We start from the raw sequence: 11,486 nt of genomic DNA on the forward strand, positions 1-11,486 counted from the left end.
GCCCGCCGTTCGCCCGCATCCGCCGCGCGCCGTTGCGGCGACACGTCTCCCGGCTCCCGGCTCCCGGCTCCCGGCTCCCGGCTCCCCGCTACGGTCCGGTGGCGGTTGTGGCCGGGGTCTCGGATGCCGGCCGAAGTGCCGGGGCGGGGGGCGCCTTCGGGACGAAGGTCATGCGGCTGCCGAGGAGCACCATCCGCAGCGCCCCTTCCGCGGCGTCCGCCAGGAACTCACGGCCCCTCAGCAGGGCCTCGGCGAGCGCCACAGGGGCCGGCAGGATGCCGCCATAGGCGTCGATGCCCGCTCCGCGGACCTCCTCCGCGCCGTCACCGATCGTGCCCGCCAGGGCCAGCACCGGCCGGCCCGACAGCTTCGCCCGGCGGGCGACCTCGGCGGGGACCTTGCCGCGCGGGGTCTGCCGGTCGAGGGCGCCCTCGGCGGTGACCACCAGGTCCGCACGGGCCAGCCGGGCGTCCAGGTCGAGGTGGTCCAGGAGCACGTCGAAGCGCGGCATGAGGCGTGCGCCCAGCGCCGCCAGTCCGGCCCCGAGGCCGCCGGAGGCTCCCGTCCCGGGTCCGTGCCGGAGATCGGGCCATGCTCCCGGGCTCCCGGCGGGGCCCGGAACCGGAGCGTCCGCGGCCGCGGACGGGGAGAACGCGGCGTCCAGGACGTCCGCCCAGCGGTCCAGGGCCGCGGCCAGTTCCTCCACCCGCTCGGGTCCCGCGCCCTTCTGCGGGCCGAAGACCCGCGCCACTCCGCGGGGTCCGCACAGCACGTTGAACGGGTTGCAGGCGACGAGGATCTCGGTCCCGGCGAGCCGGGGATCGAGCCCCGCCGGGTCGATGTGGTCCAGCCGGGCGAGGGCCGCGCCGCCGCGGGGCAGTTCGCGCCCGGAGCCGTCGACGAGCCGGGCTCCCAGCGCCTGGAGGGCACCGGCGCCGCCGTCCGACGTACCGGAGTCCCCGCAGCCGACCAGGATCCGCCGCGCACCGGCGTCGAGAGCGGCCCGGATCAGCTCCCCCACCCCGTACGTCGTCGTGACCCCCGGATCACGCCGGTTCGGCGGCACGAGGGAGAGACCGGCGACGGCGGCCATCTCCACGACCGCGGTCGGCCCCCGGCCACCGGTCTGGCGGGCGGCGCCGTCCCCGTGTCCGAGCAGGGCGAAATGCGTGGCGACCGGCTCACCGACCGGGCCTGTCGCCGTCGTCCGGACCAGCGAGCCGCCCGTGGCGGACGCCAGAGCCTCGGCCGTGCCTTCGCCGCCGTCCACCAGCGGCATCAGGTCGATCTCCGCGTCGGGCACCACCCGGAGGAGTCCCTCGGCGATGGCCTCCGCGGCCTCCAGCGCCGACAGCGACTCCTTGAAGCCGCTCGGAGCCACGGCGAAGCGATAGCGGGACGGTGCGGGGACGGACGTTGCGGGCATGGCCACTCCAGGTCGGAACGGAAGAACGCGGACGGCGGACGGCGGAATGCGGAAGCCGGGAGAGGTGGAAGGCGGACGAGGCGGGTCAGGTGTGCGGCCGGCCCGGAGCGGGCGGGGCCGACGGCGCCGCGGTCGGTCCGGACGGACGGGTGGGCGGGTGGGCGGGTGGACCGGGGACGGCGGGCTGGGCCGGCGGTTCAGGGAGAGACGGGCGAGAGGACGGGCACACCGAGCAAGGGCCACACCGCCAGCGCGAAGAGGAGCACGACGGCCGCGGTCACGGGGGCCAGCACCGCCGACAGCCGCAGCAGATCCCGGGGTTGGAAGGTCGGTGTGCCGGATATCCCGGCGAACAGGGTCACCGGCTTGGCGGAGGCCGGCAGGGTGTGGCAGAAACCCGCGGCGGCGGTGGAGGCGAGCGCGGCGGCCACCGGATTGACCCCGGCGGTCGCGGCGGCGGCGACCACCAGCGGCACGAGAACGCTGGAGCGGGCGGACCGCGACTGCAGGACCAGATGCGCGGCCGTGCTGACAGCGATCACCACGGCCAGGAACAGCCACGGTGGCGCCGCTCCCCCGCCCGGCAGTCCCGAGACCAGCCACGCCGCCGCGCCGGAGTCGGCGAGCGCGATGCCCATCGCCATGGTCGCGGCCATGAACAGCAGCAGCGGCCAGGGCACCGTCCCCAGGGCTTCCTTCAGTCGCACGGTGCCGAGCGCGGGGGAACTCGCGACGACAGCGCCTATCAGAGCGGTGACCGCCGGCGGCACTCCGTGCAGCGGCTCACTGCACCACAGGAGCACCACGGTGAACATCAGCAGCGCACAGCGGGCCTCGGCGGGAGCGAGCGGTCCGGTGACGGGCTTGTCGCTGTGTTCCTGGATCTGCTCGGCTGTGACGGCGACCGGGCCCCGGCGGTCCTCCCTCCGTGTGGTCGTCAGCAGCACGGCCTCCGCAGCCAGATGGGACGAGACGACGGCGAGCGGCAGCCCGAGCAGCAGCCACTCGGTGAAGCCGATCCGCTGCCCGCTGCCCTCCCAGAGCACGGAGACCGTGATCAGATGCGCGCCCGCCCCGATGAGGGTGGCCACGGCGGACAGCAGGATGACGGCGGGGAAGAGCAGCGACAGCATGACGACGAGGCGCTTGCGGTCCGCCAGGACCTTGGCCAGCGCCAGGAAGACCGGCAGCGCGAGCGCCGCCCGCCCCGAGGTGGCCGGCACGGCGAAGGCCGTGACCACCAGGGCCGCCGTGGTGAGATGCACCAACTGCCGCACGCTGCGCGCACCGCTCACCAGGAAGGCCGCGGCCCGCCCGGCGAGCCCGGTCCGCGAGACGGCGGCGGCCAGGACGAACGCACAGATCAACAGCCACACGGTGGAGTCGCCCAGGGTGCCGAACAGGTCGTCACTGCTGATCACTCCGGTGGCGGTCAGCGCCAGGGCGGCGCCCAGCGCGACATAGGTCTCGTCGACCCGGGTGCCGATCCAGGCACAGGTCGCCAGGGTGAACACGGCCAGCGTGATCCGGGCGGGGCCGCCGAGGCCGGGGAAGGTCCCCGGTACGGCCAGCACCACGCAGACGCTGAGGGCGGCGCACAGCAGCACCCCCTGACGGATGGTCGGGCTCACGGTCGACGACTCCCCGGAATCGCGGTACGGGCCCCCGCGAGCCGGTGCGGCCGGCGGGGGACGGACCCGGGCGGGTCCGTCCCCGTCAGTCTCGACAGCCGGTGTGAGCGTCTGATGAGCCCTTCATGAGGAAGACTTCATCCGCCGCTTCCGGATCAGGGCAGCCGGTAGCCCATGCCCCGTACCGTCTCCACCCGGTCCGCCCCCAGCTTCTTGCGCAGCGCGCGGACATAGACGTCCACGATGTTCGAGCCGGGGTCGAAGTCGTATCCCCAGACGTGCGAGAGGATCTGCTCGCGCGACAGCACCTGGCCCGGATGCCGCAGGAACAGTTCGAGCAGGACGAACTCCCGGGCCGTCAGATCCACCAGCCGCTCACCGGACCGGGCCCGCCGGGTCCGCAGGTCCAGGCTCAGCTCGCCGCTGCGGAGCACCGTCACCTCCGGGGCGCGCGCCGCGGTACGCAGCCGCAGCCGGATCCGGGCGAGCAGTTCCTCGAAGCGGAAGGGCTTGGTCATCCAGTCGTCGGCGCCGCCCTCCAGCCCGGCCACGGTGTCCCGCACCGAGTCCCGGGCAGTCAGCACGATCACCGGTACGGACACCCGGGCCTCCCGCAGCTCGCGCAGGACGGTGAAGCCGTCCCGGCCGGGCAGTCCGATGTCGAGGACCACCAGGTCGTATCCGCCGGTGACCGCGTGGTCGAGGGCGGTGTCGCCGTCGGCGGCGACGGTGCTGGTGAAGCCGTTCGCCCGGAGGCCCTTTTCGACGAACGAGGCGATGCGCTCCTCGTCCTCGGCGATGAGAATGCGGTTCACCCGACGTCTCCCACTTCTGTCTCCGTACCGGCCCGGGGAAGCGGCAGTGTGGTCTTCCCGTCGGGGGTGTGCTCTCCGAACGGCACATGTGTCCTCGGGAGCAGCAGGTTGAAGGTCGCGCCGCCGCCGGGCGTCTCCGTGAGCCCGACATGGCCCTGGTGGCCTTCGGCGATGGCCTTGACGATGGACAGTCCGAGGCCCGCTCCCCCGCCCCGGGAACCGCGCCGGGTGGTGCCGCGGCGGAAGCGCTCGAAGATCAGCCGGGAGTCCTGGGCGGGCACTCCGGGACCGGTGTCCGCGACATACAGCACGACGAGCCCTCCGGTGATGCCCCCGGACAGCCGCGAGCCGATCCGTACGGTGGCGCCGGGCGCCGTGTGCTGCACGGCGTTCTGCGCGAGCTGGACCATCGCCTGGGTGACGCGCTGCGGGTCGAGCAGCACGGTGCCCTCCGCGACCTCGCCCAGCTCCCACTCCCGCCGGCCGAGGGTGCGGGCCTTGACGAAGACGTCCGCGGTCAGCTCCGCGAGCTGGACCGGTTCGGGTGTGACGAAGTCGGGCCGTTCGGCCTTGGCCAGCAGCAGCAGGTCCTCGACGATGCGGCTCATCCGGTCCAGTTCGTCGGTGACGAGCCGGACGGTCTCCTCGCGCTCGGCCGCGGTCTCCGCCGAGGTCTCCATCAGCTCCAGATGGCCGCGCACGATGGTGATGGGGGTGCGCAGCTCGTGGCCGGCGTCGTCGACGAACTGACGCTGCGCCGAGAAGGCCCGCTCCAGCCGGTCCAGCATGGCGTTGAACGTCGTGGCGAGCGCCGCGACGTCGTCCCGGCCGTGCACCGGGATGCGCTGGGTGAGGTCCTGCTCGGTGAGCTGAGCGGCGGTCTGCCGCACCAGGCGTACCGGCGCGAGGATGCGCCCGGCCACCACCCAGCCGATGCCGGTGGACAGCACCAGGGCCACACCGGAGATGGCCAGCAGCACCTGGAAGACGTCGTTCACGGCCTCGCGCTCGCGGTCGGTGTGGAAGGCGACGACGAAGGTGCCCTCGGGAGTGCCGTCCCCCGGGTCGATGGCCACCTTCGACCAGCGGATCTCTCCCGCGGGCCGGTCCAGTACGCCCGTGGTCGCCGAGGACCCGGTGATCCGAGCGAGCGAGGCGTCGTCCCGGTGCAGGGGCAGCGGCGAGGGGATGTCCCGGGGCTGGCGGATCACGGAGCCGGGCTCCACGACGCCGATCAGCTCCTCGTCGGGGTCCGCGTACTGGCGCTCGAGGAATTCCCGCAGCAGCGGCCGCAAGCGGGTGAAGGACTTGCCGGTCTCCGGGTCCACGCCGTTGTCCACGAAGCTCGCGAACTCCTCCGTCTCCTGGTTCAGGAGGCGGTCCGTCCGCTGCTCCACGTCCCGCACGAGGATCGAACGGGTGGTGGCGGCCACGGCCACCAGGGCCACGGTCATGAGCAGCAGCAGCCACAGCATGATCCTGAACCGGGCCGATATCCGGCGCGGGAAGGCCCGCGCGGTGGCCGCCGGTTCAGTCGTCACCGCGGTCGTCGTCGGCCCTGCCGCCGCCTGCGTCGTCGTTCTGCTCTGGGCCGTCATCGGCGTCGTCGTCCTGGTCGTCGGCGGTCGCGGGAGGCGGCGGCACGACCTCGTCGCCCGTGGGGGCGGGGCGCGAGGTGGCCGGGGCCGGCGAGCTGCCGGCGGGCCCGGGGCTGCCGCTCTCCAGCTCCACCTTGGAGGGGGTCTTGGGCGGGTCGGTGTCGTCGGTCAGCGCGTAACTGGTCGCGGCGACGCCCAGGGGGATCGCCACAACGGCGGCCAGGGTCGCCAAACGGTGTGTAAAGGCCATGGTGTCCACTGTGTCCGTACGACCCCGGCGCCCGCATGAAAGGAAGATGAAGAACCCTTCATGTCCGCGCTCCCCGGGCCCGCCACGCCACACCCCGCGGTGCCGGTACGCCACCCGGCCCGGCCGCTCGTGCCGCACCCCCGGGCACCGCCTGAGCTTGCCGCTCCCCGGGGCGTCCCCGGGGCCGCGCCGCACCGGTGGGCGGCTCGATCGTGCTGGTCACGGCGTGTCGCCTCCCCGGTGGTCCGGTCCGCGTCCGGTCTGCTCCCTCACCGTAGCCGCCCGCGCCACACGGAGGGACCGGGGCCCGGGGCGGCCGCGCAGCCTGAGGCAAGGCGCCGGAGAACGAGCAAGACGGAGAGACGACGAGCGGCGAGCGGCGAGCGACGAGCGGCGAGCGACGAGCGGCGAGACGACGAGGAAACCGGAAGACCGGGAGACGGAGCGGCGGGGAGACGGCGACACGGCGAGATGGGGAGCCCGCGGGCGGGGACGGCCCCGCACGGGACGCCGGGAGAGGCCCGAGGGCTCCAAGGCCGGGCGGAGCACGCCCGCAGCCCGCGGAGGAACCCCGCTGCCACTCCGCGCGACGTCACAGACCGTACCGCTGGATCGCGTACACCAGCAGGGCGATGCCCTGGACCGCGACCGCCACGGCCAGCAGGATGCGCAGCTTGCGGTTGTTCACGCTGTCACAGCCTCCGTTCCTGTACGGCCCCCGGGATTCTGCCGGGAACCGGGCACCGGGCGCGCCCGGCACTTCCCGCACCGCCGGATCGCCCTACCCGGGTGCCCCGTGCGCCGCGATCCGCGCCCCGTGCTCCGTAATCCGTGCTCCGTAATCCGTGACGTAAGCGTGCTCCGTGATCCGCGCTGTGCGATCCGTCCCGTCCGCCGGTTCAGCGGTCGGCCGGCACGTCCAGTGTGCCGGGGCGTTCCGGACCGGGGACGGCGGGCGAGGCCAGCGCCCGGAGCTGCTCCGGTGTGACTCCCTCGGGCACCGGCTCCGGGGCCGGGGTGCGCAGCGGCGGCTGCCAGCCCGTGCCGGGCTCCCAGCGCCGCACGATGCGGGCGGGCGCGCCGGCGACGACGGCGTGGTCGGGCACCTCGCCGCGCACCACCGCCCCGGCGGCGACCACGACGTTGCGGCCGAGCCGTGCGCCGGGGAGGATCACCGCGCCCGCGCCGAGCCAGCTGCCGGAGCCGATCTCGACCGGCGCGGTGCGCGGCCACTGGCGGCCCACGGGCTGTGTCACGTCGTCGTAGGAGTGGTTGTCGCTGGTGACGTAGACGTACGGCCCGCAGAACACGTCGTCCCCGAAGACCACCCGCCGGGAGGCGACCACATGGCTGCCGCGCCCCAGCACGACACCGTTGCCCAGCAGCAGGACGGGGTCGGGGCCCAGGTCGAGACCGGGCATCATGCCCGCGGTCAGCGTGACCTGTTCGCCGATGACGCAGTGCTCGCCGAGCCGGATCCACTGCTCGCCGAAGACGGTTCCCTGCGGGTACGCCAGCCGGGTGCCCTCCCCGATGGCGCCGAACCGGTACGGGCCCGGCCGGGCCGCCGTGACCGCCCCCGCGTCCCGCACCCAGCGCGCGCCCCGGTGCACGGCGCGCGAGACCGCGCGACGGCGCAGGGCGGCCAGGGTGGCGAGCGGATTCCGGGTCATGGGCACCCGGCCACGTTACTCAGCCGTCCGGCGGCCGACGGACGCGGCAGGCTGTGACGTTCGCCCCACCGGCTCACCGGGACGGCCCGGGCGGGGGTGCGCTCAGCGGCCGGGTTCGGCGAGCGCGTCGCGGTGGGCCCGCGCCAGTTCCAGGTACATGTCGGCGTTGAGGCCCAGGGCCTCGCGCTCCTCCTCCGTGAGTTCCCGCTTCACCTTCGCGGGCACTCCGGCGACCAGCGAGCCCGGCGGCACCCGCATGCCCTGCGGCACCAGGGCCTGCGCGGCGACGAGCGAACCGGCCCCGATGTGCGCGCCGTTGAGGACGGTGGCTCCCATGCCGATCAGGCAGTCGTCCTCGACCGTGCAGCCGTGCAGGACCGCGTTGTGCCCGACGGAGACTCCGGCGCCGATCCGCACCGGGAAGCCCGGGTCGACGTGCACGGTGCAGTTGTCCTGGATGTTGCTGTTCGCACCCAGTTCGACCGGGCCGCAGTCGGCACGCAGCACCGCGTGGTACCAGACGCTCGACCCCGCGGCCAGCGTGACGTCACCGACGACCACGGACGTGGGCGCGGCGAACGCCTCCGGGTCGAGCGCCGGTTCCCTGCCGCCGACGCCCATGATCAGTGCGCGTTCCGCCATCGGTCTCTCCTCACCGCCGCTCATCGGACTGAGCGAACCGTAACCGCGGCGGGCCCGGCCCGCCCCGCCGGGGTGACCCGGCCGGCCGGGTCACCGGAACGGGCACGAGAGGCCGCGACGCCCGGTGTTACCGAGTGGTGGCGAAACTGTGCGGGGGCTGCCATGGCCGCCCGGCAGCGCCCCCTCTATGGTTGCTGCTCATGTGGCCAGGACAGCAGCCGCCCGGGGGCGAGCAGAACCCGCAGGACCCGAACGCGAATCCGTACGCGCAGCCGGGAAACCCGCAACCGAATCCGTACCAGCAGCCTCAGTACCAGCAGCCGGGGTACGCACCGGGCGGCCAGCCGCCCAACCCGTACCAGCAGCCCACCTCGCAGTGGGCCTCTCCCGGGATGCCCGGTGCCCCGCAGCCGCCGGACGAGGGCCGCAAGACGAAGATCACCGCGATCGTCGCGGCGCTCGCGGTGGTGATCGCGGCCGGCGTCACCGGCTTCCTCGTCCTGGGCGGTGACGACGACGAGAAGACCAAGGCGGACAAGAAGCCCGCGGCGAGCAAGTCGGCGACCGCCGAGCCCTCGGCCGAGGAGACCGGGGACAGCGGCGCGGACGTCGACAATCCGCGCGGTGGCGCTCCGGAGGTCGGGCCGGTGATCGACGGCTGGCAGACGGTCATCAACCAGAAGCGCAAGAACGCCTTCGACGTCCCCGAGAGCTGGACCGTGGAGTCGCCGGGCATGTCCATCGGCTTCGAGGACACGCACAGCGAGGAGGAGATCCCGCCCGCCGTGGTCATGATGTCGGCCCCGGCGTTCTACGAGGAGGAGTGGTGCACCTCCACGAGCGAGGGCGGCTACGAGAGCAGCACCGCCCTCGCCGCCGTCGGCACCAAGGGCGCGCAGGGCGCGAAGAGCCTGGACAACGCCGCCGAGGTGGCCGCCGAGACCTGGGCCTACGCGGCCTTCGACCAGGACGAGACCGGCACCCGCAAGGTCAGCAAGGCCAAGCCGTTCAAGAGCGACCACGGCATCTCCGGCTCCGTCTCCTCCGCCACGGTCACCGGGGTGAAGAAGAAGGACAAGTGCGCGTCGGACGGCAAGACCTTCACCGTCGCCTACAAGGACAGCAAGGGCGACTACGCCGTCTGGTGCCTCTACGCCGCGACGGGCGTCGAGGACGAGGTGGCCGACGCGACCATCAAGAAGATCATGTCCTCGCTGCGTCCGCTCAAGAGCTCCTGAGCCGCCGGCCCTGAGCCCTCGGCGAAACCCACTGGCCACCACGAGCGTTCCCCGGCGATAGTCCTTACGTGTCCAAGCCCCTGTCCTCCGGCCCGCACCGCCCTGCCTGGGCGGGCCGCAACTACACCCTGCTGACCGCCGCCGCGGTGGTGACGGGCCTCGGCAGTTCCGGCGCCCTCATCGCCGCGGCGTTCGCAGTTCTGCAGGCCGGGGGCAGCGGCACGGACGTGGGGCTCGTCGCGGCCGCCCGCACCGTTCCGCTCGTCGTCTTCCTGCTGGTGGGCGGCGCCGTCGCCGACCGGCTTCCGCGGCACCGGGTGATGGTGGCCGCGAACACCCTCAACTGCGTCTCGCAGGCCGTGTTCGCCGTGCTGGTGCTGGCCGGCGAACCCCTGTTGTGGCAGATGATGCTGCTGTCCGCGCTCGGCGGCACCGGCCAGGCGTTCTTCGCCCCCGCCGCGGAGGGCATGGTGCTCTCCAGCGTCACCGGGGAGCAGGCGGGACGGGCGTTCGCCTTCTTCCGGATGGGCGTCAACGGCGCGAACATCGGCGGTGCCGCGCTCGGCGGTGCCCTCGTCGCCACCGTCGGGCCGGGCTGGGTGCTGGCCGTCGACGCCGTGGCGTTCGCCGCCGCGGCCGGGCTGCGGGCCTTCCTCGACGTGAGCGGCGTACCGGAGCGCGCCGCGGGCGGCGGGCTGCTGTCCGATCTGCGCGAGGGCTGGCGCGAGGTCGCCGGCCGCCCCTGGCTGTGGGGCATCGTCGTCCAGGCGGCGGTGGTGAACGCGGTCGTCGGCGCGGCCGAGGCCGTCTACGGCCCGCTGGTCGCCGAGGACCATCTCGGCGGGGCCCGGCCATGGGGTCTGGCCCTCGCGGCGTTCGGCGCGGGCACCGTGCTCAGTGCGCTGCTGATGACCCGCTGGAAGCCCCGGCGCATTCTGTTCGTGGGTGTCATGTCGCTGTTTCCGCTGGCCCTGCCGTCGGCGGCGCTCGCGATTCCGCTGTCCGCCTGGGGTTTGGGCGCGGTCATGTTCGTCAGCGGAGTGGCCGTCGAGGTGTTCGCGGTGACCTGGATGATGGCACTCCACCAGGAAATACCCGAGGAGAAACTCTCCCGGGTCGCCTCCTACGACTGGTTCGGCTCGCTGGCGATGGTGCCCTTCGCCACGGCTCTGGCGGGCCCCGTCGCGGACGCCTTCGGGCGGACGGCGGCGCTCTGGGGGTGCTCGGCGCTGATCATCCTGCTCACGGCCGCGGTACTGACGGTGCCGGACGTACGCCGGCTCACGCGCCGTGACGCCCCGGCCCCGGCCGTCTCGACGGCCGCCTGACACGGCGTCGGCCCCAGCCGGCGGAAGAACAGCCGCGATTCCTGGCGGCATTTCCCCGGCGAAATATTCCAATGGCATCACCTCCGGAACGGGTGACGCACCGTGAGACGTGAACATGCGGTGCACATGTTTCCGGCCTTCGAGAAAAGCCCCGATCCCGCGCCGGAAAAGCTTGACAACTAAACCGGTACAGTGCTGCCATGGCTTCAGGGACGTATTTCGAAGTCCGGAGCCGTCGGGCTTTGCCGTGACCATCCCTACCGGTCCAGCGCCTCAATGCCGAGAGCCGACCAGGGCCATGCCACGCTATGACGCATCCCAGGCTCACGCACCGCGGTGCGGCGTCGGGAGGGAAGATCATGAGCAGCATCTCCGCCACCCCCCAGGTACGGATATCTCCGTTCCGCAGCAGCACGGCGCCACCGGACAGACCCGCACACCGCTACGCCGAGCTGGCGCTCTCCGCGACGGGGCGCGACGCCAGCACCGCCCGCGCCTGGGCGAAGGGCGTGCTGCGCACCTGGCGGCTCAACGGTTCCACCGCCGACGACGTCCTGCTCGTCGTCGCCGAACTCACCGCGAACGCCGCCCGGCACGGCGGTCCCGACATGACCGTGACCTTGCTGCTGGACGACAGCTCGACCCTCCGCGTCACCGTCACCGACAACGGCGGGGCGCTCGACTGGACGCCGCCTCCCGCCCGCACCCCGGCCGTCTGGTCGGAGAGCGGCCGCGGACTCGCGCTGGTCCGCGCCCTCGCGCGCTCCTTCACGATCGAACGCCTCTCCGGCGCGGCGGGGGTCGCCGTGCACGCCAATCTGCCCGTCGCCGGGATCCCCGCACCACGCTGACGCGGCCGCGCGGCCGATACCGCACCGCGCCGAT

At 73.5% G+C, this 11,486-nt stretch carries 10 protein-coding genes; 3 read left to right on the top strand and 7 right to left on the bottom strand.

Annotation, left to right across the window (positions count from 1 at the left end; translation table 11 throughout):
• Positions 1-88: 88 nt before the first annotated feature.
• From GCU69_RS13990 to GCU69_RS14020, 7 genes are all read right to left on the bottom strand, one after another.
• Positions 89-1,426 carry a glycerate kinase family protein gene (locus GCU69_RS13990; protein ID WP_156206243.1) on the bottom strand — a complete coding sequence of 446 codons (1,338 nt, stop codon included), beginning with the start codon at positions 1,424-1,426 and terminating at the stop codon, positions 89-91.
• 197 nt (positions 1,427-1,623) lie between these two features.
• A complete protein-coding gene (locus GCU69_RS13995) occupies positions 1,624-3,057 on the bottom strand; it encodes an SLC13 family permease (protein WP_156206244.1) in 1,434 nt (477 codons plus the stop codon).
• A 155-nt stretch (positions 3,058-3,212) separates the two neighbouring features.
• Positions 3,213-3,872 (bottom strand): response regulator transcription factor, encoded by a 660-nt coding sequence (locus GCU69_RS14000; protein ID WP_098750601.1) that lies wholly within the window; start codon positions 3,870-3,872, stop codon positions 3,213-3,215.
• The gene (locus GCU69_RS14005; protein WP_156206245.1) at positions 3,869-5,470 is read right to left on the bottom strand and encodes an ATP-binding protein; all 1,602 of its coding nucleotides are present in this window, start codon (positions 5,468-5,470) and stop codon (positions 3,869-3,871) included. The genes GCU69_RS14000 and GCU69_RS14005 overlap by 4 nt, the downstream gene beginning before the upstream one ends.
• Complete coding sequence (locus GCU69_RS14010; protein ID WP_156206246.1) at positions 5,403-5,720, bottom strand: small secreted hydrophilic protein; 318 nt, start codon at positions 5,718-5,720, stop codon at positions 5,403-5,405. The genes GCU69_RS14005 and GCU69_RS14010 overlap by 68 nt, the downstream gene beginning before the upstream one ends.
• An 899-nt stretch (positions 5,721-6,619) precedes the next feature.
• A complete protein-coding gene (locus GCU69_RS14015; RefSeq protein ID WP_176604573.1) occupies positions 6,620-7,393 on the bottom strand; it encodes an acyltransferase in 774 nt (257 codons plus the stop codon).
• A gap of 102 nt (positions 7,394-7,495) precedes the next feature.
• Positions 7,496-8,035 (bottom strand): gamma carbonic anhydrase family protein, encoded by a 540-nt coding sequence (locus tag GCU69_RS14020; RefSeq protein WP_156206247.1) that lies wholly within the window; start codon positions 8,033-8,035, stop codon positions 7,496-7,498.
• Positions 8,036-8,235: 200 nt separating this feature from the next.
• Here GCU69_RS14020 and GCU69_RS14025 point away from each other — a divergent pair, with 200 nt between their 5' ends.
• The 3 genes from GCU69_RS14025 (at position 8,236) to GCU69_RS14035 (ending at position 11,452) form a co-directional block, all read left to right on the top strand.
• Positions 8,236-9,273 (top strand): hypothetical protein, encoded by a 1,038-nt coding sequence (locus GCU69_RS14025; protein WP_156206248.1) that lies wholly within the window; start codon positions 8,236-8,238, stop codon positions 9,271-9,273.
• A gap of 68 nt (positions 9,274-9,341) precedes the next feature.
• Positions 9,342-10,601, top strand: coding sequence for an MFS transporter (locus GCU69_RS14030; protein ID WP_156206249.1), 1,260 nt, complete (start codon positions 9,342-9,344; stop codon positions 10,599-10,601).
• A 359-nt stretch (positions 10,602-10,960) separates the two neighbouring features.
• Positions 10,961-11,452, top strand: coding sequence for an ATP-binding protein (locus GCU69_RS14035; RefSeq protein WP_170315847.1), 492 nt, complete (start codon positions 10,961-10,963; stop codon positions 11,450-11,452).
• Positions 11,453-11,486: the final 34 nt, after the last annotated feature.

The organism is Streptomyces lycii (assembly GCF_009735685.1).
Taxonomy (GTDB): domain Bacteria; phylum Actinomycetota; class Actinomycetes; order Streptomycetales; family Streptomycetaceae; genus Streptomyces; species Streptomyces lycii.

What these genes read in the sequence shown, in the direction of transcription:
- GCU69_RS13990 (WP_156206243.1), bottom strand. Translation starts at nt 1,426, where the DNA reads ATGCCCGCAACGTCCGTCCCCGCACCGTCCCGCTATCGCTTCGCCGTG.
- GCU69_RS14005 (WP_156206245.1), bottom strand. Translation starts at nt 5,470, where the DNA reads ATGACGGCCCAGAGCAGAACGACGACGCAGGCGGCGGCAGGGCCGACG.
- GCU69_RS14010 (WP_156206246.1), bottom strand. Translation starts at nt 5,720, where the DNA reads ATGGCCTTTACACACCGTTTGGCGACCCTGGCCGCCGTTGTGGCGATC.
- GCU69_RS14015 (WP_176604573.1), bottom strand. Translation starts at nt 7,393, where the DNA reads ATGACCCGGAATCCGCTCGCCACCCTGGCCGCCCTGCGCCGTCGCGCG.
- GCU69_RS14020 (WP_156206247.1), bottom strand. Translation starts at nt 8,035, where the DNA reads ATGGCGGAACGCGCACTGATCATGGGCGTCGGCGGCAGGGAACCGGCG.
- GCU69_RS14025 (WP_156206248.1), top strand. Translation starts at nt 8,236, where the DNA reads ATGTGGCCAGGACAGCAGCCGCCCGGGGGCGAGCAGAACCCGCAGGAC.
- GCU69_RS14035 (WP_170315847.1), top strand. Translation starts at nt 10,961, where the DNA reads ATGAGCAGCATCTCCGCCACCCCCCAGGTACGGATATCTCCGTTCCGC.